Here is a 21772-nt window from a genome sequence, read left to right on the forward strand (position 1 = left end):
GCCCGTGTCCCGCAGGAAGTACAACGCCCTGGCCGCCGACTACGAGCGGATCCGTGAGCAGCGCGACGAAGCCCAGCGCAACGTCCGTGCCATGCAGTCCGCGACCCGCACCGCCGCTGGCCAGTTCACCGCCGCCGACGACACCCTGAACCGGGTCCGGCTCGCCCGCCTCGCGGACGCGATCCGGTACACGCGGCGCATTGCCCGCCTGGTCCGCATCGTGGCCCGGCTCCGCACGGAGGTGACCGCCGCCGAGCGCCGGGCCGCGCGGGTGCAGGCCGCGTACGACAACGCCGTCGGCCTCGACAACCCCACGTTGGACCTCGGCGCGCACTGGCAGACCAGGCGCAGCGACAAGCCCCGAGCGGAGGTGACGTCATGAGCACGACCCTGTTCAAGGTCACCCGGTCCCACATCGCCCCCAACACCCTCGACCAGACCACGAGCTGGCAGGACCGGGCCGTGTGCCGTACGGCGCCGAACGACGACCTGTGGTTCGCCGAGCCCAGCGACAAGGCCACCATCCGCGAGGCCATCACCGCCTGCCTCTCCTGCCCCGTCCTCCTGCTCTGCCGACAGGCAGCCGCCGACGAGGAGCGCGGCCAGGGCAAGGCCTCCAGGTACGGCATCCGTGGCGGTCTCACCCCGAAGCAGCGGTGGGAGGCAGACCGGGGCGTCCGCGGGCCGCTCGCCCCTTGCGGCACCAGGACCGCCTACAACCGGCACGTGCGCCGGGGTGAGCCGATCGACGAGGCATGCCGGGAGGCGAGCGCCAAGAGCAGCCGGGTTCAGCGGGAGCGTGCCCGCCAGCGTGGTTCGGCCGTGACGGAGTGTGGCACCCGCGGCGGCTACCAGAAGCACCGGCGTATCGGCGAGCAGCCGTGCGACCCGTGCCGGGCCGCGAACTCCGCTGCTGACCGCCGCCTCCGCAACACCGGCACCACCACCGAACGGAGCGTTGCCTGATGGCCTTCATCACCGCCCACGACCTGCACCGCATGATCAAGCAGGTCACCCCGCACCTGAGCGACGACGAAACCCTCCCCCTCCTCACGGTCATCCACCTCGAAGCCCGGAACCACGACCTCACGGCCGTCGCCACCGACCGCTACACGATGGGCGTCGCCCGCACGGGAATCAACGAGGGCGACCGGTGGACAGCCGTCATCCCGTCCGAGGACCTGCCCACCGTCACGGCCTGGCTGAAGACCGCTGAGACCACCACCATCAGCGTCGTCCCCGGAACCAACGACGACGGCGACAACACCCTGACCCTCAACGGGAACGGCGCGAGCCTGCGGATCGCCTACCCGGCCGGTCGCTACGGGCAGTTCCCGAACTGGCGGAACCTCGTCCGCAGCACGCTCGACAGCGAACCGCAGGCCGTGCCCCTCAGCGGAGTCACCACCAAGTTCCTCGACCGGTGGCAGCACGCCGGGAACGTGCTGGCGTTCTTCCAGGCCGGGCCCAAGAAGCCGCTCGTCTTCATCGAGGACGCTGGCGAGTTCATCGGCATGCAGATGCCCACCACCATCGAGCACACCACCCGCACCCAGCTCACCGACCGGTGGACGAGCGCCCTGACCCGCTTCGCGTACTTCGAGGGCGAGGGCTACAACCTCGACATCCAGTGGGCCGACAAGCAGGGCGACCCCTGGGAGTACACCGGCAGCGACCGGATGGGCGAGCCCCTAATGCGGCTGGTCGGGATCGATGACGACGACCACACCCTCGCTGAAGTCGTCGCCCTGTTCGGACCGCTGACGCCCGCGGCCTGACCTCTTCGGCCCGGGGCTGCCGCGCCCCGGGCCACCACCCGCACCACCGCAACCCCGTACGGAAGAAGCCGCACATGCCCTGGGTCAAGCTCGACGACCGGTTCCCGACGCACCGCAAGGTCGCGCTCCTCTCCGACCGAGCGTTCCGGCTGTACGTCTCCGGCCTCTGCTGGTCCTCCGAGAACCTCACCGAGGGCCGCATCCTCACCCGCGAACTCCCCTTCATCGCCCGCGTCCGCGGGCTGAAGTCCGTCGCGAAGGAGCTGGAGGACGCTGGCCTGTGGGACCCGGCGGACGGCGGCTGGACGATCCACGACTACCTCGAATACAACCCGGACCGGGCCAAGGTCCAGGCCGAGCGGAAGAGCAACGCCGAGCGGCAGAAGGCGTGGCGCGAGCGAAGGAAGGAGGAGCGGGAGGCCGCCCGTAACGCCAACCGTAACGGCGTTACGGAAGGGGCCTCTTCGCAGGGAAACAGCACGACGACGACACGAACGCAGCACGACGGCGACACGACGACGCTTCGAAACGGTGCCGAGAATCGATCGTCATCGCAGGTCAACGCGTTTCGTAACGGCGTTAGTAACGCTGCCCCGTCCCCTACCCCTACCCCGGTTCTTCCTACGGAAGAACCACCCCCCTACCCCCCGCGCACCGGAGACCACCTCCCGGCCGTCTACGGCCAGGCACCAGCGGCGGCAGCGGTAGGCCCCGACTGGCTCCAGCCCCTCACCGCCGCCATGGGCACCGCCGGCATGCACGTCCCCTGGAAGTTCAAGGGCGACGACCTCATCCGGCTCCACAACGACATCCAGCGCCTCGGCGTACCGCTGATGGTCGAACAGGCCTCACGCAGCTGGCAGTCCGCCCGCACGCCCGTCGTCTCCAGCCGCTTCTTCTACGACAGCTGGCACGCCCTGCCCACCCCCGCGCCCACTCCGGACGGACGGCCCAGCCTCCGATCCGTGACCGGCCCCAGCAAGACCACCGAGTACCTCGAAGACATGGCGGCCATCGCTGAAGAGCTCCGCCAGCGGAAGACCGGAGGCGCCTGATGGAGCCCGAGCAGATCCCCCAACTCATCGCCGAGATCGCCCTTGCCGACCCCCGTGTCCGGCGCGAGGACAAGACCGAGCGGCGCGCACAGATCCTCATGTGGGCGGGCATCCTCGCCGACGTCCCCCTCGACTACGCCGTCCGCGCAGTGCAGAAGCACTACGCCCGCAGCACGTGGCCGATCCTCCCCGCCGACATCGCCACCCAGTGGGCCGCGACCGTCCGCGACCGCATGCAGCGCGACGTCGACCCCGCCCCGCCCGTCGACCCCGACGACGAGGCCGCCTACCGGCAGCAGCTCGCCGCCCACCGGCGGGCCGTCGCCACCGGCCAACAGCCCCCCGTCGAGCACAAGGCCCTCACCTCCGGGCCCGCCGCGGCCGAAGCCGAGCAGCGGCTGAAGGCGTTCGGCCGGTACATCCCGCAGTCCGTCGACGACGTCCTCGCCGCCTACCGGCCCCGCCGCGCCGCCCGCATCGCCACCATCCGCGAAGGCCGCCCCGACGCCCTCGCCGTCGCCTGCCCCGTCGAGACCTGCCGCGCCGCCGTCGCCATGCCGTGCACCCGCCCGGGCAAGGGCCAGACCCGGCACCGGCTGGCCGGCCCGCACCCGTCCCGTGTCGACGCTGCTGCCGCGAGCGCCGCGTGACGGCCGCCCTGGCCCGGGCCCGCGTCCTCCTCGACCTCCGGAGCACCCACATGGACCACCTCCCGCCCCGCGTCCCGAACGGGCTCACCGTCCTCGACGCCTGCTGCGGCGCCGGTGGCCTATCCATGGGCTACTACCTCGCCGGATACGACGTCGTCGGCGTCGACATCAACCCGATGCCGAACTACCCCTTCACCTTCCACCAGGCCGACGCCGTCCAGTACGTCACCGAGCACGGTGCCGACTTCGACCTCATCCACGGGTCTTGGCCCTGCCAGTACTTCGCCCGCGTCACCGCCTGGCGCGGCAACCGCGACGACCACGAGAACCTCATCCCGGCCGGCCGCGAAGCGATGCAGTCCACCGGCCGCCCCTGGGTCATCGAGAACGTCCCCGAGGCGTCGTGGTGCGGCGCGCTCCGCCCCGACTACCTGCTGTGCGGTTCCCAGTTCGGGCTGAACGTGCGCCGCCACCGGGTCTTCGAGACCTCGTGGGGCGGCGGCGGTGACCTGCTCTCGCCTTGCTGGCACCACAAGGGGTTGCTGCCGTTCGAGCACAAGGGCGAGCGGGCCTACGCGGACGCCATGGGCTGCACCTGGATGAACAAGACCGAGGCCCGCCAGGCCGTGCCCCCGGCGTACACGGAGTGGATCGGCCGGCAGTACCTCGACCACCACCACACCCCGGCTACCGCCATATGACCACGTGTTCGCCCGGGCCGGCTGCTACCTGGCCCGGGCGCCCCACCACCGTACCGACCACCTGGAGTCCTTGATGCCCACCACCCCTGACCGCCCCGCCGACCAGCTGCGCGCCGCCGCCGTGCGTGCCCCCGGCCCGGAGTTGGCCCGGCTGCTGACCGTCCTGGCCGACGCGTCAGACCATCACAGGCCCAGCGAGGGCGGCATGGTTGCCACCCTGGTGCACCCGGCTCTGGCGGTGGCCCGGCAGCTCCTCGGCACCACCACGGGCGAGGACACGGCCGCTGACCCGTTCAGCTACGAGGAGCGGGAGCGCACAGGCCGCAACGGAGGACTCGCCCTGGAAGCCCCCGCCGTTCCGCCTGCGCCTGCCGACCGGGCCGCCGCGCTGCGGGCCGAGGCCGACCGCATCGACGCCATGGACGAGGCCACCAGCCCACGCCTCGCCCCCGGCATCACGTGGGCCACGTCGGAGCTGCGCCGTCTGGCCGGTGAGGCTGCCGCCGGGGCACACCAGACCGAGCAGGCGGACCACAGCGTGGTTCACGCCTGCCCGCCCGACGGATCCGGGCTCACCCCCTGCTGCCACCGGCCCCCGTTCGAGATGCAGACCGACCGCATGACCACCGACCCGACCGCCGTCACCTGCCCCGGCCCGCCCGCTGTCCCTGCCGCGCCCGAGGAGACCCGGTGACCACGCCCGCGCGCACCGAGTACGTCTGGGGCATCGACAGCACCGTCGACGACGACTCCACCCGCTACCGCCCGCCCCACGCCGTCAGCTTCCCCGTCGTGAAGAAGACCCCCAAGCGCGTCTACTACGAGTTCCGGGGGATGACCCGCTTCGTCGACCGGCAGCGCCTCGAAGCCGACGGCCAGGTCCACCGCCTCTCCAGTGGCTGGTGGGAAGCCGACTCCACGGTCTACCTCACCGAGCCCGCCGTGTACCGGCACACGCCGCCGTCCGCGCCTTCCCTGGCCGAGCTGAAGCAGGCCATGGCGGACGCCCATCCGGACCGGGGCGGCTCCGACGCCGAGTTCATTGCCGCCCGAGCCCGGTACGAGCGCGCCCGCACCACCGCCCCCGCCCCTGCTGTCGGGTGATCCCGGCCCAACCACGGAGGACCCACATGACGTTCGCCGACACCTGCGCCCCGGCCGCAAACGCCGCCCGAAACGTGCCTAACAACCCGAACCCGCTCTGCCGCGACTTCACCCCCCAGCCCGAACCCGCCGCGTTCTGGTGCGCCAACTGCCACTGGAACGAGCCGATGCACGACTCCGAGGAGGCGCGCGCAGCCATCGCCGCCGAACTGGACCGCCCCGCCGCCTGACCCCTGTCTGCTGTGTGGCCGCCCCACCACAAGCGGCCACCCCCGAACCGTAAGGACCCTGCTGTGCCCGTACAGACCGGCTTCCCCACCGTCCAAGGCCACTGCCCCGCCTGCGGCAGCACCAGCCTCTTCCTCGGCTCCGGCGGCTACGTCACCTGCGCCCGCCTCGACTGCCCCGAACCCGACGCCGCCAGCACCCTCCTGGAGCAGCACACCACCGAGGGGGCCCGGTGACCACCCAGCCCGAGCGCCTCCACCACCTCCTCGACCGGGCCCGACGCGGCGTCATCCTCCCCGCCGAAGGTGAACAGCTCGCCGAGATGGTCTGCCACCTCGTCGCCGGGCAGTGCACCGACCAGCTCGCCGTGTGCAACGCCCACCACCTGCCACCGGTGACCGGCTGCCCGTACCCCCGCTGCCGGGCCGCACGCAACCGCGACCAGCGCGCAGCCACCGCCTGACCACCACCCGCACCAGCCCAACCCGCACGAGGAGCCCGCCGCGATGGACACCACCTGCACCCACTGCGAGACGCCCGACCCCACCGGCAGTGCTCTCTGCATCCCCTGCACCCAGCGGCTCACCGACCAACTCCAGCAGCTGCCCCGGCTCTACGAAGCGCTCGCCGCCCACCTCGCCCCGCGCATGGCCACCGGACAGGGACGCGGCGGCAAGGGCGGACCCGCCCCCCTGCCCGTCAACGAGCACGTCCTCGGCCTCCGAGCCCCCGGCGGCATGGCAGACGTCGCCAGCGACTGGCTGACGGCCGTACACCGCGACCGGCACCTCCGGGCCCCACGGCTGGCCGGGGACGCCCTCACACGGCTCCACACGGCCGTCGCGGGGCTCCTCGCCCACATGCCGTGGATCGTGTCCGGCTGGCCTGCCGCTGGTGACCTCGCGGGCGAGATCGCCGAGCTCCACCGCTCGGCGTCCTCGGTCGTCGACCCCGACCCCCGGCCCCGCGGTCGGCGCATCGGCCACTGCCCCGCCGCCCACACCGACGGCACCCACTGCGGGGCCGTGCTCACCCTCCAGCCCGGCGAGACAGTCGTGAGCTGCCCGTGGTGCTCGGCGAGCTACCCGCCCGCGTTGTGGGCCGGGCTCAAGCAGCTGATCGACGCCGACACGGCTGCCGCCTGACTCACCCCTGGCTCGGCTGAGCTACCCCACTAGCTCAGCCCTCACAAACCGTGACTAACCATCAACTACCGTGCTATAGTCCCGCGTTAGAACACAAAAAAGCGGCCCCCGCCCAGTGCTACCAACACCGGACGAAGGCCTCACCACCGAGAGACCTGGAGATCTCGCCGTGGCTATCCGTGATCGTATCTCGCGCCTCCTGCACCGTGACCACCCCGGTACAGCAGTTGCTCAGCCCCTTGCTCGCACCCCCTGGTGGGTCCGCGCCTTCACTGCCGCCGGCCGCCCCATCGTCGCCGTCGTCGTCCTCATCATGTGCGCCCCCGGCGAACACCATCTCGCCGTCCTCGCCGGATGGGACGACCGTCTCGCGTGGGGCATGGCCGGGGTCCTCGCCGCCTACGCCGGGATCGCCGCCGCCGTCGCCAGCGCACGCCCCAAGGGTGCCCCCGGGCAGCGCTCCGCCGTCGCCGGAGCGATCCTCTCGCTCGGCGCCGCGATGGCCGCCCAGCCCGTGAGCCACATGTTCGTCACCGGGCATCTCAGCAGCGAGCCCCGCACACCCCTGTGGCTCGTCGTCGCCGTCTCATGCGTCCCGCCCCTCGTGCTCGGCCACCTGCTCCATCTCGCCGCCACCCCCATCAAGACCGCGGCCCCGCCCCCCGCCGAGCAGGCCCCCGAGCAGCCCGCCGCCGAACCCGAGCAGGGCGAGCAGCCGACCAAGACGGCCAACGAGCCCGGTGAGCCGGAGCCCGAGCCGACCGAGCAGCCGGACGAGACACCCGAGCCGCCCCGCTTCCTCACCACCGGCGAAGTCGCCGCCCACTACCGCGTCAGCCCCAGCACCGTCGGCACCTGGAAGCAGCGCGGCAAGATCCGCCCCGCCCTCGTCGACCCCTCGCTGGGCAACCTCTACGACCCCGAGACGCTCCCCGCCGCAGGCTGAGACACCCACCCGTCTCATGGCCCTCTTCGGCCTGCTCTGCGCGCTCGCAGCTGTCCTCGCGCTGCTCGGTCTGGCCTACGTGGCCGCCGACGCCGTCCCACCTGTCACCGGGACCGTCGCCCTCGTGCTCACCATCGCCGCGTTCGGCGCGGCCATCCTCCGCTGAGGACCACCGTGAACATCGTCACCATCGGCGGCGTCACCGTCGGAATCTGCATCCTCCTCGCCACCCTCGTCACCTGGTGGCCCGGCCTCAAAACGCTTCAGAAGCAGCCCCTGCCCCACATCGCCCGCCTCGCCCCGTTCCTCGCCGCCTGGGCCTACGGCGTCCTCGCCATCCTCACCGTCGGCGGCATCATCGGCTGGATTGCCGACACCACCCTCTGGATCACCAACTGGCTCGGAGACGCAGCCCTCGTCTGGGGCGTCGGCGGCGAGCCCGGCCGATCCGCCGGCACCCCCTCATACCTCCCGCTCACCCAGACCGGAACCGCAATTGTCCTCATCCTCACCGTCGTGATGATCGCCGCCGCGAAAAAGTCGAAGCACGGCAGAAACCTCAAGATGGGCACCTGGTGCGGCATCACCCTCGGCACCTCGGCCGGGGTCGCAGGGTTCGCCGCCGTACCCCTCGCGCAAGCCGTCAACTGGGCCGGGAACGCGGTCTACGGGGTCATCGCATGAGCCGGAAGGAGCCGGAGGAGGGCAGCCCGGCCGCCGGTGGGTGCGTCCTCGCCGTCGTCCTCGGGACGCCGCTCGCCGGGGTATACGCCGCCTCCACGACCGCCGGAATCCTCACCACATGGGCGGTCGGCATCGTCGCCCTGTGGCGCGCCGCACGGTCCGTGCCTAGTGCAGCTAACCCCGCTCCCCCACCGGTCCCAGAAGGGGCTGACGACACAACACCGCAGTTCAGCGTCACGGAAGACAAGCCCGGCCACTGCACCATCACCTGGCAGAAGGAGGGGTCCTGATGGCCCTGGAGAAGCAGATCAGCATCCGCGACCTCGCCCGCCGCAACGAGCAGTCCCAGCAGAAGCGGGCCGCCGAGAAGGCCGCCAAGAAGAAGTAGCCCCCGCTGTCACACCCCCGCAGTAGCCTGACCGCATCACACCCGCAGGATCGCGAGCTGGCTGCCGCGCTGCTACGGACCGAGGCCCCACCGCCATCCCCCCGACGGTGGGGCCTCACCACGAGAGGATGACCCCATGGACGACCTCGTACAGTTCCTCCGCAACCGCCTCGACGACGACGAGCGGATCGCGCGTGCCGCTGGCAGGGTGACTGGTGGCGACGCCCCCGACGCTGAGTCGACTATCCACACGCAGTCGGACGACGAAGAAGCGGTGGCCGAGCACATCGCCCGCCACGACCCGGCCCGCGTCCTGCGCGACGTCGACGCCAAGCGACGGATGATCGAGACCTTCATGCGCCGGTACGAGACCAAGCTGGCCAGCACTACCTCCACAACCCTGGGGCTCGAATGGGCAGTGCGCGCCGACGTGCTGCGCCTCCTCGCTCTGCCGTACGCCGACCACCCCGACTACCGGGACGACTGGCGGCCGTAGAGCACACTGGGCGCATGACCCTCGTCGACCTCTACGCCGCCCAGACCGCCACCGGGAAGAGCCCCGCCACGCTCCGCACCTGGATCCACCGCGGCGAGCTGGCACGGCGCGGATACGACCCCCGCGGCCGCGCCCTCGTCGACCTCCAAGAAGTTGAAGCCCTCATCGCGCTCAAGGCCGGTCTCGTGTCGGCTTGACCACCGCCCTGAGCTGCTGCAACACTGCCCCCAGCAGTTCACGCATGCCCAGACGCCCCCGCAGCGGCCCCACGGCCCCGGGGGCTTCGTCGTACCCCGGGAGGTGACATGGCCCTCCCCGACGGCACCCCCACAATCACGATCACCGACAACCGCACACACCCCGACGGCGGCCCCATGCGCGGCCGCATCGTCCTCCGCCCCGCACCCACACTCGTGGCCAACCCCACCCTCGGCCACACCGTCCAGGGCGACGCCGAGGCCCGCTGGGTCGACGGAGAGCTGACCATCACCGTCCTCACCGCCGACGCAGACGGATACGACCCCACCGGCTACACCCACACCGTGATGGAGTACCCGGAAGACGCCCCCGGCCGCGTCTACCCCGTCCTCCTGACAACGGACCTCGGGCCCACCATCGACCTCGCCACCCTCGCCCCCACCGAGCCCTACACAGGGGACTACGTCCTCGTACCCGGCCCGCCCGGAGCCGACGGCAACAACGCCGACGCCGAGGCATACACCGACGACGCCATCGCCACCGCCGAAGCCACCGCCGCCACCCTGTACCTCCCGAACGCCATCCAGACCGTCGACGAGATCATCGGCGCAGCCACACCGTCCAGCCCGGTGTTCTTCGGCCACAGGGGTGGCGGCATGGTCCGCCCCGAGCACACCCTCGTCGGCTACCGGGCTTGTGCTGCCATGGGGTTCCCGCTTGAGGTGTCCGTGAACGTGGATGCCAGCGGTGAGCTGTGGTGCCTCCACGACCTCACCCTCGACCGCACCACCTACTCCACCGGTGCCCTGACCACGTACACCACGGAGGAGGTCGGCCAGGCCGTCCTCACCAACGGGCGGACCCTCCTCGGCCCCGGGTGGACCGACCAGCCGATGGTGTCGTTGCGACAGGTCCTCGACGAGTTCCTCGGGAAGATCCCGATCCTGCTGGAGCCCAAGGGCAACGATGCCGTCGTGCCCACCGAGACGCTCCTCGACACGTACTACCCGCACGCCCCGCGGTCGGTGATCTGGAAAGCCCACATCGGGACCCTGTCCCTGCCCTGGGCCAAGGGCCGCGGATACCGCACCTGGGTGTACCTCGACTCCGGGACCAGCGACGCAACCATGGACGCTGTGGACAGCATGGTCGACTACTGGGGAGTCCAGACGACGTTCACCGACCTGCGGATCAGCCAGGTCGTCGACAGGGGCAAGCCCGTCTTCGCCTGGCCCGTCTACCGGCGCAGCCAGGTCGCACGGCTGACCGGGCTCGGCGTCGTCGGCATCATGTCGTCCGACCCCCGATACGTATCCACGAACCTGCCGCAGCGGACGTTCAGCCGCTGGGACCTCGGCATCAAAGAGCCCGGCGGCACACCGACCCTGGACTATGACCCGGTGTACGCCCTGAAGTTCGGCGACGGTGATGATCTTGGGTGGGTCAGCATCAACGTCCTCCCGAACCAGTCCTACGGGCTCGGCACCTACAGCCCCATCCAGGGCAGCGCAGCCGGGTACCGCATCGCGTTCGACATGAAGCACGTGGTCCTGCCTGCCTCGTCACTCCACAGCGGCTGGTACTTCGGCAAGGTTTCGGACGACGTGTACCGGTTCTCCAACGCCAACGACACCGGCGGCTACCACATGGTGTTCCGCGGCAACGGCGACATGCAGCTCTACCGGCACACCGCCGGAGTCACCTCCGGCACACAGATCGGGTCCACCGTCAACACCGACACCCCCGTCGCGGACACGGCCATGTCGTTCGAGATCGACGTCACCCCCACCACCGTCGAACTCCGCCGCACCGACAGCACCGGATGGACCACCGGGCCCATCGCCGACACCACCTACCGGGGCGGCTACCACGGGCTGTCCAACGGGTCGATCACCGACCTCGACACCAGACCCCACTGGCGGAACCTCGCCATCACCCAACTCTGATTGGCCGAACAGCCAGACACCGAGCCGAGGCCCGGCCGATGATGGCCCCCACCGCACACCATCCCTGGGGGGACCATGCGCACCCGCACCACCACCGCCACGCTCATCGCGGCCGGCCTGCTCCTGACACTCACCGCCTGCGGTTCCGGCGACGGCAAACCGCTCGACGAGAGCGCCGCAGTCATGTGCGAGGGCTTCGTCAAGGACCGCCTCAAGTCACCCGGCACCGCCAAGTTCCCCGGCGTCATGGACGACGACTACGCCAAGACCACCGTCCTCAGCGACACCAAGCCCTGGAAGTACAAGGTCACCGGAGTCGTCGACAGCCAGAACGGATTCGGGGCCACCGTCCGCAGCAACTGGACATGCACCACGTCCACCGAGGACGACGACACGTGGACGGCCCACGAGGTAAAGCTCATCCAGCGCTGAACCCATCCACCCAGGCCCGGCCGCGCATACCGTGCCGCCGGGCCGACCCACGCCAGGAGGCAGCCATGGAGCACGTCCCCAACGTGCAGGCCGAGACGCGCGACCTGCCCCCCGAGAACGGATGGGCCCCAGTCGAACGCACAGGCCAAGCACGCACCACATGCCCATGCGGCCTCGACACAGGGCTCATCCCCACAGCCCAGGCATGGGACACAGCACGCACGCACAGCAGTAGGTACGCGCATGCGTAAGGCCATGCAGGTCTGCCCAACACCAGGCTGCCCCACCCTCACCCCCCAAGGCAGATGCCCCCCCTGCCAAGCCCAGGCCACCCAGGCCCGCCCCGCACACCGCAACGCAGGCCGAGGCACCGCATGGCGCAACGCCAGCCCCCGCTACCTCGAAGACCACCCGTACTGCGAATGCGACGAGTGCGCCGCCCTGCCCCCACTGCAACGCGACCGAGCGACCGAGGTCGACCACATCGACGGCCTCGGACCACTCGGCCCCCGAGGCTTCGACCCCACCAACTGGCAGGCCATGAGCAAGCGTCATCACAGCCGCAAGACCGCGATCGAGACCTTCGGGCACTGACCAGGCTCGTCACGCTCAGCAACCCCCACCCAGGGGGGTACCCCCGGCCGACCTGGGGGGCCCAGACGCGGGGGAGGGCGCTCGGGGGTGCGCCGGGTTCAGAGGGTCCCCGCTGTCACGCAAGGTGACGGCATCGGTGCCGCGCAATGCGGCGTTGAAGGAGTGATCGTTATGCCCCGTGGTGGAGCGCGTGCTGTGTCCGGGCCGCCGCCGGACCCGCGGTCGTTGAAGAGTGCGGCGTCGATGGAGAAGGGCGGGTGGCGGACTCTGCCGGCCGAGGGCCGCGCGGGCAGTCCGCCGGAGTGGCCGCTGACCGAGGGCGCGGACCGTGAGCTGGATCTGTGGGAGGACCTGTGGGCGAAGCCTCAGGCAGTGGCGTGGGAGGACATGGGTCAGGAGCTGGAGGTGGCCCTGTTCGTCCGGACTCTGGCCGAGGCTGAGCGTGCGGACGCCCGTGTCGACGTGAAGAAGATGGTGCGCGGCTACCTCGATTCGCTCGGGCTGAGCGTGGCTGGCATGAACCGCAACCGGTGGAAGATCGCCCCGGTGGCGGATGAGTCGGTTGCCGTCGGCTCGGTGGCTGCGGAGCCCGTGCGGCGCGCGTCTGCCCGGGACCGGCTGAAGGTCGTGCCCAGTGGCGAAGGCGGCTGAGGCCGCCGCCGAGTTCGTCGTCGACTTCCCCACCCTCTGGATCGTGCCGGACTGGATCGAGCGGCACTGTCCGATCCCGGACGGGTTCCGTGCTGGTGAGGACATGGAGCTGTACCCGTGGCAGCTGTGGTGCACGGTCAACCACTACCGGATCAAGCCGACCGCGGTGGTCGGCCAGCTGGCGCCCGCGTTCCGCTACCGGCGGTCGCAGGTGGTGGCGCCGCAGAAGACGGGCAAGGGCCCCTGGAGCGCAACCATCGTCCTGGCGGAGGCGGCCGGGCCGGTCGTCTTCAACGGGTGGGCGTGCGGCGGCGAGCGGTACCGGTGCTCGGAGCATGGGTGCGGCTGCGGGTGGTGGTACGACTACGAGCCGGGCGAGCCGATGGGCACCCCGTGGCCGACGCCCCAGATCCAGCTGACCGCGACGTCCGAGGACCAGGTGGCGAACGTCTACCGGCCGCTCCAGTCGATGGTGCGCCGGGGCCCGCTGTCCGAGCAGCTGCGTGTGGGCGAGGAGTTCACCCGGGTCGGCGAGCAGGGCCGCATCGACGTGGTCACGTCGTCCGCGCTGTCCCGCCTGGGTAACCCGATCATCTTCGCGATGCAGGACGAGACCGGCCTGTACACCACGGCGAACAAGCTGCGCCGGGTGGCTGAGACCCAGCGCCGCGGTACGGCCGGCATGGGCGGCCGGTCGATGGAGACGACGAACGGGTGGGACCCCTCGGAGGACTCCGTCGCGCAGTCGACGTCCGAGGCGAAGGCGACGGACATCTTCCGCTATCACCCGCAGGCTCCGAAGACGCTGTCCTACGCGAACAAGCGGGACCGCCGGAAGATCCACGCCGTGGTCTACGCCGGGTCAGCGCACGTCGACCTGGACGCGATCGAGGCTGAGGCCGCCGAGATCATGGAGAAGGATCCGGCGCAGGCTGAACGGTTCTTCGGGAACCGGTGTGTCGCCGGGTCGGCGGCGTGGCTGGATCCGGCGAAGTGGGCGGCGAAGGCGGACCCGCGACGGGTGCGGCCGATGACTCGGATCGTCCTCGGGTTCGACGGGTCCGACTCGGACGACTGGACGGCGATCCGCGCCGAGACGATGGACGGCTACCAGTTCACCCCGCTGTACGGGCCGGATGACGCCCCGACGATCTGGAACCCGGCGGACACCGGAGGGCAGGTGCCGCGCGCGGAGGTGCGGGCGGCGGTGGACCAGCTGATGAACCGGTACGACGTGGTGCGGCTGTACGCGGACCCGCCGTACTGGGACACGGAGATCGATGAGTGGGTGGATCTGTACGGGGAGGAGCGGGTGATTCGGTGGCACACCCGCCGCATCGTGCAGATGTACTCAGCGGCCGAGCGGCTGAAGACGGACGTGGTCAAGCGCAACTCGGAGGGGGCGGTGTTCACGCATGACGGGTGCGAGATCACCGCGTCGCATATCGCGAACACCCGCGCGGCCGCGCGCCCGTCGGATCGGTACGTGCTCCGAAAGGCGTCGCCCGCTCAGAAGATCGACGCCACGATCCCGAGCATCCTCGCCCACGAGGCGCTCGGCGACGTCATCGCGGCTGGCCTGGCCGAGCTGGAGACGTCCTACTACTACGGCGGATGAGGAGGGCCCATGGCTACGGAGGGGCAGGCCCTTCAGTTGGTCGGGCTGCTGGAGAACGAGTTGATCCGGCGGCGCGGCGATATCGACCGGCACAACGACTACTACCGGGGGCAGCAGAGGCTGAAGTTCGCGTCGGCTGAGTTCGCGAAGTTCCACGGCGACCGCTACCGGGATTTCAGCGACAACTGGGTTCAGGTGGTGGCGGACTCCCCGGTGGAGCGGCTGACGGTCACCGGGTTCCAGGCGTCCGGGGAGATCACGGCGGACACGGATCTGTGGGAGGTGTGGCAGGTCAACGGCCTGGACGCCGATTCCCAGCTGGGTTTCCTCGGTGCGGTGACCGGGGCCAGGTGCTTCGTGCTGGTGTGGGGCGACCCCGACGACCCGGACATGCCCGTCGTGACGTTCGAGGACGCCTCGCAGTGCATCGTGGCCTACGAGCCCGGGTCACGGCGGCACCGGCGGGCGGCCCTGAAACGGTGGCAGGACGGCAACCAGGACTTCGCGACCCTGTACCTGAAGGACGAGGTGTGGAAGTTCTCCCGGCCGCTGGCGAAGCAGGACAAGTCCCCGCAGATGGCGGACGTGGACGAGGAGCTGGAGCGGTGGACGCCGCGGGAGCTTGGCGACGAGCCGAACCCGCAGCCGAACCCCATGGGCGTGGTGCCGATGGTGGAATTGCCGAACAAGCCGATGCTGGTGGACGAGCCGATCAGCGACGTGCACGGCGTGATCGCGATGCAGGACGCAATCAACCTGCTGTGGGCCCAGCTGTTCACCGCCTCGGACTACGCCAGCTTCCCGCAGCGGGTCGTCATGGGCGCCGAGCGGCCGATGATCCCGAAGCTCAACGCGGCCGGGGAGATCATCGGGAAGCAGCCCGTTGACCTGGACAAATTCCAGATCGACCGGGTCGCGTGGATCACCGGCAAGGACGCGAAGATTGCCGAGTGGCAGGCCGCGAACCTGGCCGCATACACCGGGATCATCGAGGTTGCCGTGGGTCACCTCGCCGCCCAGACCCGCACCCCCCAGCACTATCTGATCGGGAAGATGGCGAACCTGTCGGCCGACGCTCTGCTGGCTGCGGAGACCGGGCTGGTGCAGCGGGTCGACGAGAAGAAATTGTGGTTCGGGCAGGGGCTGCGGGAGGTGGCCCGGCTGATTGCTCTGGCGCGCGGGCAGGACGGGCTGGCGCGCGCGCTGCGCTCAGGCCGGGTGCTGTGGGCGGACTCGGAGTCCCGGTCGCATGCGCAGATGGCGGACGCGCTGCTGAAGCTGAAGCAGCTCGGGTTCCCGTTCGAGTGGCTGGCCCTGCGGTACGGGCTGACGCCGACGGAGGTGGCCGACGTGGTCGCGATGCGGGAGCGGGAACTGGAGATGGATCCGGTCTCGGAGATCACCCGGCAGCTCACAGGGTCGGCTGCGCCGGAGCCTCCGGCGCCCGAGGAGGAAGAGGCCGAGGAGGTGGCGGCGTGAGCCCGTCCCCGATGGCGGTGGCGCACGTGCTCGCGCGCCTGCGCCTGGCGGCCGCCGCGTCCCGGGCGGCCCGGTCCGCGTGGCGGGGCGTCGACCGTGACGCCCCGGGCCTGTCGTGGGTGGCGGCGCTCGGCCCGGTCGTCGCGGCAGTGGCCGGTGCACAGCTGGCCGCCGCGCGCGGCACCGAGCCCTGGCTCCTCGCCCTGCTCGGCGAGGACCCGGAACAAGCCCAGTCGGACCGGCTTGTGCCGGAGTCCCTGGCCGGGGTGACCGGGGATGGTGTTCCGCTCGCGCAGGCGTTGCAGATCCCGGTGTTCACCGCGCTGCGTCTCGTCACCCAGGGCGTGCCGATCGTGCAGGCGCTCGCCCGCGGGCAGCTGCTTCTGGATCTGATGGTGCGCACTGCCGTCGCCGACGCCGCGCGGGCCGCGGACCAGGTTGGTATGACCGCCCGCCCGGGGGTGACGTCGTACATCCGTGTCGTGGAGGCCGGGGCGTGTTCCCGGTGCATCGTCCTGGCCGGGCGGGAGTACGGCGTCTCCAGCGGTTTCCTGCGGCACCCTCGATGTCACTGCGGGATGGAGCCGGTCACCCGGGAACACCGGCCCACCGCGCAGGACCCCCGCAAGGTGTTCGACGCCATGTCGGCCAAGGAGAAGCGGCGGGTTTTCGGGCAGGCCGGTGCGCGTGCCCTGGACGAGGGCGCCGACCTCGGGCAGGTCGTGAACGCCCGCCGGGGCATGGCCACCGCCACCGTGTTCGGGCGCACGGTTCAGACAACGACCGAGGGCACGACCCGCCGCGGCCTCGCCGGGAACCGGCTCCAGAACTTCGCGAAGGTCGAAGGGCAGCGGTACCGGGTGTCACGGACTCCCCGCCTGATGCCCGAAGAGATCTTCCGCCTGGCCGACGGCCGCGCACACGCCATGCGTCTGCTGCGGCTGCACGGCTACCTCTACTGACCCCCTGCCCTCGCGCAACGCCCGGGCCCTTCACCCGCAACGGGAGAACCCATGAACCGCCGCACCCTGCCCCGTCACGCCCGCGCGCACGCACCCGGCTGGACCCACCCCTACACCGACCCGTTCACCCTGTACGCCGACGGCGACGAGCAGGAAGAGCAGCCTGGCGACGGCGGTGAAGAGCAGCCCGAGGGCGACGAGCAGGAAGAGCAGCCCGACGAGGGCGACGAGCCGGACCCGGACGGCGCCGACGAGCTCGGCGACAAGGGCAAGCGCGCTCTGGCGTCGATGAAGGGCAAGTGGCGGGCCGAGCGAGACCGGGCGCGGGAGCTGGAGCAACGCCTGGCGGACAAGGACGGCGTCGACGAGGCCGAGAAGGCCCGCCGGCAGGCCGAGGCCGCAGCGCTGGAGAAGGCCAATGCCCGCATCGTCCGTGCCGAGGTGAAGGCTGCCGCCAAGGGTGTGCTGGCCGACCCCGCGGACGCCTACAGGTTCCTCGACCTCGACCAGTTCGAGGTCGACGAGAACGGTGACCTCGACTCCGACGAGGTCACCGAAGCCATCAACGAGCTCATCAAGTCCAAGCCCTACCTTGCCGCAACGGTGAAGAGGTTCCAGGGCACCGGCGACGGCGGAGCGGCAGCGCGCAAGGCGGGCCGGCCGAAGCAGCTCACCCGAGCAGACCTCAAGTCCATGTCCCCTGAGGCGATCGACAAGGCCCGTGAAGACGGCCGACTCGATGACCTCATGGGCGGCAAGTAACCAGGGAGATCCCTATGTCCGTGCGGAACTTCGTTCCCGAAATCTGGTCGTCGCGGCTCCTCGTCGCGGTCCGGAAGCAGCTCATCTACGCGGGCCCGACGGTCGTGAACCGCGACTACGAGGGCGAGATCAGCGAGGCGGGCGACACCGTCCGCATCACCTCGGTGTCCCGCCCGGCGGTCGGCACCTACGTACCCGGCTCCACCGTCATCACCCCGGAGAAGCTGACCACCGGGCAGCGCACCCTCGTCGTCGACCAGTCGAAGTACTGGGCGTTCAGCATCGACGACGTCGACAAGCGGCAGGCCAAGGGCGGGCTTGTCCCGCAGGCGATGTCCGAGGCGGCCTACGCCCTGGCGGACACCGTCGACCAGTACGTGGCCGGGCTGTACACGCAGATCCAGACGGCGAACTTCCTGAACGTGCAGGGCTCGCCGATCGACACGTACACCACCCCGACGGACGCCTATGACAAGGTGCTGGTGCCGCTGCGGACCCGCCTGACGAAGGCGAACGTGCCTACCGCAGGCCGGTACGCGATCGTGTCCGCCGAGTTCTATGCCTCGCTGCTGCTCGACTCCCGGTTCATCAAGGTCAACGAGTCGGGCACGGACGCCGGTCTGCGCAACGGCATGGTCGGCCGGGCCGCCGGGTTCGACATCTACGAGTCGAACAACATCCCCAACCCGACGGGGGACACGCAGGTCGTCACCGCGGGGACGAACGGGGCGATCACGTTCGCCGAGCAGATCAACAAGACCGAGGCCTACCGTCCCGAGTCCTCGTTCTCCGACGCGGTCAAGGGCCTGGCCCTGTACGGGGCGAAGGTCGTGCGCCCCGACCACCTGGCCGCCGCGTTCATCAACCCCGCCGCCTGAGGAGCCTGACCCATGGCAACCACACAGCTCACCTACGCCAACCTCGTGCCGAACGGGAACCTGGCGCAGCCCGCCGGGACGACGCTCGTCGCGGCGCCGACGAACGACATGCAGTTGGCCGACTCCTTCCCGGAGCTGACCGTGCTGCGTGTCTCGAACACCGACGACGACACCGCCCTGACGATCACGGTCAAGGCCGGGGACCACCCGCCTGCCCTGGCCGCCGGGCAGGGCGACCTGGAGGTGTCGGTGGCGTTCGGCACCACCCAGTTCATCGGCCCGTTCGAGTCCGGGCGGTTCGTCCAGAACGACGGGTCGATGCTCATCGAGTCGACGACGACCACGGGCACGATCACCGCGCTCCGAGTGCCGAGGAACACCTGACATGGCCGAGACGATCCACCTGCGGGGCGAGGGCGGGGCCATCTTCACGATGGACCTGCCCCTGCCCGAGGGCATCGCCGACCGGTACGAGCGCGGCCTCCTCGTCCGCGTCGACTCGGACGGCTCCCCCCAGCCCACCGCGCCTGCCCCGACGTCCGCGCCCGCTGCCCGGCCTGACGAGCCGCCCGCCACCGACCCGGTGCCTGAGCCGGTGGTCGGCGGACAGAACCGCCCGGCCCTGAACGCGCCGAAGTCCGAGTGGATCGCGTGCGTCGTCGCCCGCGGTCTGCTGTCCGCCGAGGACGCCGAGAACTACACGAAGGCCGACCTGATCGACATGGTCAGCTGACGACCGGGAGGTCACCGTGGCTCTGCAACTCCTTGCGACGGTGGGCGACCTGGAGGCCCTCGGTATGACCGTGGGTTCCGAGGAGGCCGCCGTCGCCGAGCGGTACCTCGCGGTGGCCTCGGCCGCTGTGCGGGACGCGGCCGGGGCGCCGATCTCCATGACGACGTCCACGGTCACTGTGGAGGGCGAGGCGGACCAGCGGCTACGGCTGCCCGGCCCGCCCGTCACCGACGTCACCACGGTCCTCCTGGACGACGTAGCGGTAACTGACTGGCGGCTCCGCTCGGACCGGCTCTGGCGCTTCGGTGGCTGGACCGCGTCCGACGGTCCGTCCGAGGTGACGGTCACCTACACCCACGGCCTGCCCGCCGTGCCGCCGGACATCGTCGACCTCGTGTGCCGGATGGTCGCGGCCGCGCTGGTGGCGTACCGGGCGGACGACGGCGGGGAAGGGCTGGCCGCAGGGAACGTCACCTCGGAGCGGCTCGGGGACTGGGCGGTCACTTACGGTAGCGACGGCCTGATCACCGAGATGGAACTGCCCTCCTACCTGCACGAGCGGCTGGCCGCCCGGTTCGGTGGCGGCGCTTCCCTGCTGAGGTCGCGGTGAGGGGCCCGGGGCGGCATCTGAACCGGCGGCTGGAGGTGTGGCGGCCGACCACCGTGGACGACGGGTACGGCGGCCAGGAGACCGTGTTTGTACAGCAGCCGGGCACGGTACGGGCGAAGGTCGACCAGCCCAGCAACGCGGACCGGATGCTGGCCGCCCAGGCCCAGTCGACGCACGACCACACCGTGTTCCTCCTGCCCCGGGCGGATGTCCGCCGCGGCGACGAGCTGCGCGGCACCGACGCCCTGGGCCAGGAGCAGGTGCTCCGGGTGCTGGCCGTCGTCCAGCCCTCCACCCCCGTGTACTCCAAGGCCCCGTGCCAACTGATCCAGAAAGCAGGTGGCTGACATGGCCGCGCTCGCAGTAACCCCGGTCCCGGTCAACGGCGGCCTGCCCGACCTCGAAGGCGCCGCAGTCGCTGCGGCGGCGCTCGGGGACACTGCTCCGTGCGGGCCGGGCCGTTTCCTCGTCATGGTGAACGGCGACGCCTCGCCCCACACCGCGACGGTCGCCACCCCGGGCACCGTGTCCGGCCTCGCTGTCCCCGACGCAACACTGGTCGTCGCTGCTGGGGAGACCGGGGTGCTTCCCCTCGCCCCTCTGTTCCGCGGTACGTCGGGCCGGGCGGCAATCACCTACGATGCGGTCACCTCGGTGACGGTCGCGGTGCTGGAGCTCGGCCAGTGACCGCCCGCCCGCCGCTGCCCACCGATCCGCTGGAGTGCCGGCAGAACGCCGAGCGGCTCCTCGCGAACAACGAGGGCGGGGACGATCCGGCAGCCGCCCTCGCCTGGGCGCTGCTTGCCGTGGCGTCCGAGCTGGCCACGATCCGCCGGACCTTGGCGAAGTAGCTGTGGCGCGGCGACGAGGACGGTCCGGCGGCCGCGGCGGCGGGACCAGGAGCACCGGAATCACCGTGCAGATCGAGGGCCTGGACCGGCTTCGGGATCAGCTCGCAGATCTCACCCCGACGATCCGGGCCGCCGGTTTCAAGGCGCTGAAGGACTCGGCCGAGGCCATCCGCGCTGATGCGGCCAGGGGCGTGCGGGTCGACTCGGGGAACCTGCGGAACAGCGCGAGAGCCCGGTTCCACAACAGCCAGCTGCGCGCCGAGATCGGCTGGTGGGACCGGGACGACTTCTACGCGATCCTCCACGAGTTCGGCACCCGCAAGATTCCCGCCCGGCCCGCGCTCGGACCGGCGATCGAGGCCGAACGCACCAGGATTGCCGCCCGCATCCAGGCCGAGGTGAGGAGGGCTCTGGGATGAGCACCGCCCCGTCCCCGATGCTCCCCGTCCAGGGGGCCCTGCACAGCGTCCTGTCCGGTGACAGCACGCTCGGGGCGCTGATCGAGGGCATCTACGACTACCTGCCTGAAACCGTCCCCTATCCGTTCGTCCAGATCGGCGAGGCGATCGAGACACCGGACAACCGGCACGGCGGGTTCGGCCGGCAGACCGTGCCGACCCTCCACGTGTGGGACCAGTACCGCGGGTACGCCCGGGTGCTGCGGATCGGGGCCCGAATCACCGAGCTCCTGGACCACCAGCCGCTGACCATTCCCGGACAGGAGTGGATCGCGACGCGGTTCGAGTTCTCCCAGACGCTCACCGACCCGGAGCCGCCGGGCAACATCCGGCACCTGGTGCTGCGGTACCGGATCGTCACCGAGCAGCACTGACCCTCCCCCTTCCCTTTCCGCCCCGCGCCACCGGCCGGGGCCTTCTTCATG

The 21772-nt window shown here is 70.8% G+C and carries 35 protein-coding genes; all 35 read left to right on the plus strand.

Annotated elements, in window-relative coordinates:
• The first annotated feature begins 4 nt into the window (after nucleotides 1-4).
• Entirely contained in the window at nucleotides 5-382 is a 378-nt protein-coding gene (locus ACZ5WC_RS02780) for a hypothetical protein (RefSeq protein WP_468539135.1), read from the plus strand.
• The gene (locus ACZ5WC_RS02785; protein WP_468539136.1) at nucleotides 379-966 is read left to right on the plus strand and encodes a WhiB family transcriptional regulator; all 588 of its coding nucleotides are present in this window, start codon (nucleotides 379-381) and stop codon (nucleotides 964-966) included. The genes ACZ5WC_RS02780 and ACZ5WC_RS02785 overlap by 4 nt, the downstream gene beginning before the upstream one ends.
• Complete coding sequence (locus ACZ5WC_RS02790) at nucleotides 966-1778, plus strand: DNA polymerase III subunit beta family protein (protein WP_468539137.1); 813 nt, start codon at nucleotides 966-968, stop codon at nucleotides 1776-1778. Before ACZ5WC_RS02785 ends, ACZ5WC_RS02790 begins: the two co-directional genes overlap by 1 nt.
• 74 nt (nucleotides 1779-1852) lie before the next feature.
• Nucleotides 1853-2833, plus strand: a complete 981-nt coding sequence (locus tag ACZ5WC_RS02795) for a hypothetical protein (protein ID WP_468539138.1) — start codon at nucleotides 1853-1855, stop codon at nucleotides 2831-2833.
• Nucleotides 2833-3483 (plus strand): zinc finger domain-containing protein, encoded by a 651-nt coding sequence (locus ACZ5WC_RS02800; protein WP_468539139.1) that lies wholly within the window; start codon nucleotides 2833-2835, stop codon nucleotides 3481-3483. Before ACZ5WC_RS02795 ends, ACZ5WC_RS02800 begins: the two co-directional genes overlap by 1 nt.
• A 50-nt stretch (nucleotides 3484-3533) precedes the next feature.
• Nucleotides 3534-4184 carry a DNA cytosine methyltransferase gene (locus tag ACZ5WC_RS02805; protein ID WP_468539403.1) on the plus strand — a complete coding sequence of 217 codons (651 nt, stop codon included), beginning with the start codon at nucleotides 3534-3536 and terminating at the stop codon, nucleotides 4182-4184.
• A gap of 73 nt (nucleotides 4185-4257) precedes the next feature.
• On the plus strand, nucleotides 4258-4878 hold the full coding sequence (locus tag ACZ5WC_RS02810) for a hypothetical protein (protein WP_468539140.1): 621 nt from the start codon (nucleotides 4258-4260) through the stop codon (nucleotides 4876-4878).
• A complete protein-coding gene (locus ACZ5WC_RS02815) occupies nucleotides 4875-5288 on the plus strand; it encodes a hypothetical protein (RefSeq protein ID WP_468539141.1) in 414 nt (137 codons plus the stop codon). Before ACZ5WC_RS02810 ends, ACZ5WC_RS02815 begins: the two co-directional genes overlap by 4 nt.
• Nucleotides 5289-5314: 26 nt before the next feature.
• On the plus strand, nucleotides 5315-5518 hold the full coding sequence (locus tag ACZ5WC_RS02820) for a hypothetical protein (RefSeq protein ID WP_468539142.1): 204 nt from the start codon (nucleotides 5315-5317) through the stop codon (nucleotides 5516-5518).
• 63 nt (nucleotides 5519-5581) lie between these two features.
• Nucleotides 5582-5752, plus strand: coding sequence for a DUF6085 family protein (locus tag ACZ5WC_RS02825; protein ID WP_468539143.1), 171 nt, complete (start codon nucleotides 5582-5584; stop codon nucleotides 5750-5752).
• On the plus strand, nucleotides 5749-5979 hold the full coding sequence (locus ACZ5WC_RS02830; RefSeq protein WP_468539144.1) for a hypothetical protein: 231 nt from the start codon (nucleotides 5749-5751) through the stop codon (nucleotides 5977-5979). Before ACZ5WC_RS02825 ends, ACZ5WC_RS02830 begins: the two co-directional genes overlap by 4 nt.
• Before the next feature lie 43 nt (nucleotides 5980-6022).
• Entirely contained in the window at nucleotides 6023-6661 is a 639-nt protein-coding gene (locus tag ACZ5WC_RS02835; RefSeq protein WP_468539145.1) for a hypothetical protein, read from the plus strand.
• Between the two features lie 169 nt (nucleotides 6662-6830).
• Nucleotides 6831-7607, plus strand: a complete 777-nt coding sequence (locus ACZ5WC_RS02840; RefSeq protein ID WP_468539146.1) for a helix-turn-helix domain-containing protein — start codon at nucleotides 6831-6833, stop codon at nucleotides 7605-7607.
• A 16-nt stretch (nucleotides 7608-7623) separates the two neighbouring features.
• On the plus strand, nucleotides 7624-7773 hold the full coding sequence (locus tag ACZ5WC_RS02845) for a hypothetical protein (protein ID WP_468539147.1): 150 nt from the start codon (nucleotides 7624-7626) through the stop codon (nucleotides 7771-7773).
• Nucleotides 7774-7781: 8 nt separating this feature from the next.
• Nucleotides 7782-8291: a hypothetical protein gene (locus ACZ5WC_RS02850; RefSeq protein WP_468539148.1), complete on the plus strand. Its 510-nt coding sequence runs from the start codon at nucleotides 7782-7784 to the stop codon at nucleotides 8289-8291.
• A complete protein-coding gene (locus ACZ5WC_RS02855; protein ID WP_468539149.1) occupies nucleotides 8288-8581 on the plus strand; it encodes a hypothetical protein in 294 nt (97 codons plus the stop codon). The genes ACZ5WC_RS02850 and ACZ5WC_RS02855 overlap by 4 nt, the downstream gene beginning before the upstream one ends.
• 234 nt (nucleotides 8582-8815) lie before the next feature.
• Nucleotides 8816-9175, plus strand: a complete 360-nt coding sequence (locus tag ACZ5WC_RS02860) for a DUF6221 family protein (protein ID WP_468539150.1) — start codon at nucleotides 8816-8818, stop codon at nucleotides 9173-9175.
• Nucleotides 9176-9189: 14 nt separating this feature from the next.
• Nucleotides 9190-9372: a hypothetical protein gene (locus ACZ5WC_RS02865; protein WP_468539151.1), complete on the plus strand. Its 183-nt coding sequence runs from the start codon at nucleotides 9190-9192 to the stop codon at nucleotides 9370-9372.
• A 108-nt stretch (nucleotides 9373-9480) separates the two neighbouring features.
• The gene (locus tag ACZ5WC_RS02870) at nucleotides 9481-11319 is read left to right on the plus strand and encodes a glycerophosphodiester phosphodiesterase (protein ID WP_468539152.1); all 1839 of its coding nucleotides are present in this window, start codon (nucleotides 9481-9483) and stop codon (nucleotides 11317-11319) included.
• 75 nt (nucleotides 11320-11394) lie between these two features.
• Complete coding sequence (locus tag ACZ5WC_RS02875; RefSeq protein WP_468539153.1) at nucleotides 11395-11751, plus strand: hypothetical protein; 357 nt, start codon at nucleotides 11395-11397, stop codon at nucleotides 11749-11751.
• 243 nt (nucleotides 11752-11994) lie between these two features.
• Entirely contained in the window at nucleotides 11995-12345 is a 351-nt protein-coding gene (locus tag ACZ5WC_RS02880) for a hypothetical protein (protein ID WP_468539154.1), read from the plus strand.
• A 171-nt stretch (nucleotides 12346-12516) separates the two neighbouring features.
• A complete protein-coding gene (locus tag ACZ5WC_RS02885) occupies nucleotides 12517-12996 on the plus strand; it encodes a hypothetical protein (RefSeq protein WP_468539155.1) in 480 nt (159 codons plus the stop codon).
• Nucleotides 12980-14614 carry a hypothetical protein gene (locus ACZ5WC_RS02890; protein WP_468539156.1) on the plus strand — a complete coding sequence of 545 codons (1635 nt, stop codon included), beginning with the start codon at nucleotides 12980-12982 and terminating at the stop codon, nucleotides 14612-14614. Before ACZ5WC_RS02885 ends, ACZ5WC_RS02890 begins: the two co-directional genes overlap by 17 nt.
• Before the next feature lie 9 nt (nucleotides 14615-14623).
• The gene (locus tag ACZ5WC_RS02895) at nucleotides 14624-16093 is read left to right on the plus strand and encodes a phage portal protein (protein WP_468539157.1); all 1470 of its coding nucleotides are present in this window, start codon (nucleotides 14624-14626) and stop codon (nucleotides 16091-16093) included.
• Nucleotides 16090-17055, plus strand: coding sequence for a hypothetical protein (locus ACZ5WC_RS02900; protein ID WP_468539158.1), 966 nt, complete (start codon nucleotides 16090-16092; stop codon nucleotides 17053-17055). Before ACZ5WC_RS02895 ends, ACZ5WC_RS02900 begins: the two co-directional genes overlap by 4 nt.
• Before the next feature lie 51 nt (nucleotides 17056-17106).
• Nucleotides 17107-17817: a hypothetical protein gene (locus tag ACZ5WC_RS02905; RefSeq protein ID WP_468539159.1), complete on the plus strand. Its 711-nt coding sequence runs from the start codon at nucleotides 17107-17109 to the stop codon at nucleotides 17815-17817.
• 14 nt (nucleotides 17818-17831) lie between these two features.
• Nucleotides 17832-18695, plus strand: a complete 864-nt coding sequence (locus tag ACZ5WC_RS02910; protein ID WP_468539160.1) for a phage major capsid protein — start codon at nucleotides 17832-17834, stop codon at nucleotides 18693-18695.
• A 12-nt stretch (nucleotides 18696-18707) separates the two neighbouring features.
• Nucleotides 18708-19079: a hypothetical protein gene (locus ACZ5WC_RS02915; protein ID WP_468539161.1), complete on the plus strand. Its 372-nt coding sequence runs from the start codon at nucleotides 18708-18710 to the stop codon at nucleotides 19077-19079.
• Between the two features lies 1 nt (nucleotide 19080).
• Nucleotides 19081-19428 carry a hypothetical protein gene (locus ACZ5WC_RS02920; RefSeq protein ID WP_468539162.1) on the plus strand — a complete coding sequence of 116 codons (348 nt, stop codon included), beginning with the start codon at nucleotides 19081-19083 and terminating at the stop codon, nucleotides 19426-19428.
• A 16-nt stretch (nucleotides 19429-19444) separates the two neighbouring features.
• The gene (locus ACZ5WC_RS02925) at nucleotides 19445-20038 is read left to right on the plus strand and encodes a hypothetical protein (RefSeq protein ID WP_468539163.1); all 594 of its coding nucleotides are present in this window, start codon (nucleotides 19445-19447) and stop codon (nucleotides 20036-20038) included.
• A complete protein-coding gene (locus ACZ5WC_RS02930) occupies nucleotides 20035-20385 on the plus strand; it encodes a head-tail adaptor protein (protein WP_468539164.1) in 351 nt (116 codons plus the stop codon). The genes ACZ5WC_RS02925 and ACZ5WC_RS02930 overlap by 4 nt, the downstream gene beginning before the upstream one ends.
• A 1-nt stretch (nucleotide 20386) precedes the next feature.
• On the plus strand, nucleotides 20387-20725 hold the full coding sequence (locus ACZ5WC_RS02935; RefSeq protein WP_468539165.1) for a hypothetical protein: 339 nt from the start codon (nucleotides 20387-20389) through the stop codon (nucleotides 20723-20725).
• Nucleotides 20722-20889 (plus strand): hypothetical protein, encoded by a 168-nt coding sequence (locus tag ACZ5WC_RS02940; RefSeq protein WP_388430173.1) that lies wholly within the window; start codon nucleotides 20722-20724, stop codon nucleotides 20887-20889. The genes ACZ5WC_RS02935 and ACZ5WC_RS02940 overlap by 4 nt, the downstream gene beginning before the upstream one ends.
• A gap of 65 nt (nucleotides 20890-20954) precedes the next feature.
• On the plus strand, nucleotides 20955-21308 hold the full coding sequence (locus ACZ5WC_RS02945; protein WP_468539166.1) for an HK97-gp10 family putative phage morphogenesis protein: 354 nt from the start codon (nucleotides 20955-20957) through the stop codon (nucleotides 21306-21308).
• Complete coding sequence (locus tag ACZ5WC_RS02950) at nucleotides 21305-21721, plus strand: DUF3168 domain-containing protein (protein ID WP_468539167.1); 417 nt, start codon at nucleotides 21305-21307, stop codon at nucleotides 21719-21721. Before ACZ5WC_RS02945 ends, ACZ5WC_RS02950 begins: the two co-directional genes overlap by 4 nt.
• Nucleotides 21722-21772 lie beyond the last annotated feature (51 nt).

It is taken from the genome of Streptomyces sp. NPDC033165 (assembly GCF_055577965.1).

Excerpts from the sequence above, each read along its gene's own strand:
- ACZ5WC_RS02785 (WP_468539136.1), top strand. The coding sequence starts at position 379 with ATGAGCACGACCCTGTTCAAGGTCACCCGGTCCCACATCGCCCCCAAC.
- ACZ5WC_RS02790 (WP_468539137.1), top strand. The coding sequence starts at position 966 with ATGGCCTTCATCACCGCCCACGACCTGCACCGCATGATCAAGCAGGTC.
- ACZ5WC_RS02795 (WP_468539138.1), top strand. The coding sequence starts at position 1,853 with ATGCCCTGGGTCAAGCTCGACGACCGGTTCCCGACGCACCGCAAGGTC.
- ACZ5WC_RS02800 (WP_468539139.1), top strand. The coding sequence starts at position 2,833 with ATGGAGCCCGAGCAGATCCCCCAACTCATCGCCGAGATCGCCCTTGCC.
- ACZ5WC_RS02805 (WP_468539403.1), top strand. The coding sequence starts at position 3,534 with ATGGACCACCTCCCGCCCCGCGTCCCGAACGGGCTCACCGTCCTCGAC.
- ACZ5WC_RS02810 (WP_468539140.1), top strand. The coding sequence starts at position 4,258 with ATGCCCACCACCCCTGACCGCCCCGCCGACCAGCTGCGCGCCGCCGCC.
- ACZ5WC_RS02820 (WP_468539142.1), top strand. The coding sequence starts at position 5,315 with ATGACGTTCGCCGACACCTGCGCCCCGGCCGCAAACGCCGCCCGAAAC.
- ACZ5WC_RS02835 (WP_468539145.1), top strand. The coding sequence starts at position 6,023 with ATGGACACCACCTGCACCCACTGCGAGACGCCCGACCCCACCGGCAGT.
- ACZ5WC_RS02845 (WP_468539147.1), top strand. The coding sequence starts at position 7,624 with ATGGCCCTCTTCGGCCTGCTCTGCGCGCTCGCAGCTGTCCTCGCGCTG.
- ACZ5WC_RS02855 (WP_468539149.1), top strand. The coding sequence starts at position 8,288 with ATGAGCCGGAAGGAGCCGGAGGAGGGCAGCCCGGCCGCCGGTGGGTGC.
- ACZ5WC_RS02860 (WP_468539150.1), top strand. The coding sequence starts at position 8,816 with ATGGACGACCTCGTACAGTTCCTCCGCAACCGCCTCGACGACGACGAG.
- ACZ5WC_RS02865 (WP_468539151.1), top strand. The coding sequence starts at position 9,190 with ATGACCCTCGTCGACCTCTACGCCGCCCAGACCGCCACCGGGAAGAGC.
- ACZ5WC_RS02870 (WP_468539152.1), top strand. The coding sequence starts at position 9,481 with ATGGCCCTCCCCGACGGCACCCCCACAATCACGATCACCGACAACCGC.
- ACZ5WC_RS02875 (WP_468539153.1), top strand. The coding sequence starts at position 11,395 with ATGCGCACCCGCACCACCACCGCCACGCTCATCGCGGCCGGCCTGCTC.
- ACZ5WC_RS02880 (WP_468539154.1), top strand. The coding sequence starts at position 11,995 with ATGCGTAAGGCCATGCAGGTCTGCCCAACACCAGGCTGCCCCACCCTC.
- ACZ5WC_RS02885 (WP_468539155.1), top strand. The coding sequence starts at position 12,517 with ATGCCCCGTGGTGGAGCGCGTGCTGTGTCCGGGCCGCCGCCGGACCCG.
- ACZ5WC_RS02895 (WP_468539157.1), top strand. The coding sequence starts at position 14,624 with ATGGCTACGGAGGGGCAGGCCCTTCAGTTGGTCGGGCTGCTGGAGAAC.
- ACZ5WC_RS02905 (WP_468539159.1), top strand. The coding sequence starts at position 17,107 with ATGAACCGCCGCACCCTGCCCCGTCACGCCCGCGCGCACGCACCCGGC.
- ACZ5WC_RS02910 (WP_468539160.1), top strand. The coding sequence starts at position 17,832 with ATGTCCGTGCGGAACTTCGTTCCCGAAATCTGGTCGTCGCGGCTCCTC.
- ACZ5WC_RS02915 (WP_468539161.1), top strand. The coding sequence starts at position 18,708 with ATGGCAACCACACAGCTCACCTACGCCAACCTCGTGCCGAACGGGAAC.
- ACZ5WC_RS02920 (WP_468539162.1), top strand. The coding sequence starts at position 19,081 with ATGGCCGAGACGATCCACCTGCGGGGCGAGGGCGGGGCCATCTTCACG.
- ACZ5WC_RS02935 (WP_468539165.1), top strand. The coding sequence starts at position 20,387 with ATGGCCGCGCTCGCAGTAACCCCGGTCCCGGTCAACGGCGGCCTGCCC.
- ACZ5WC_RS02950 (WP_468539167.1), top strand. The coding sequence starts at position 21,305 with ATGAGCACCGCCCCGTCCCCGATGCTCCCCGTCCAGGGGGCCCTGCAC.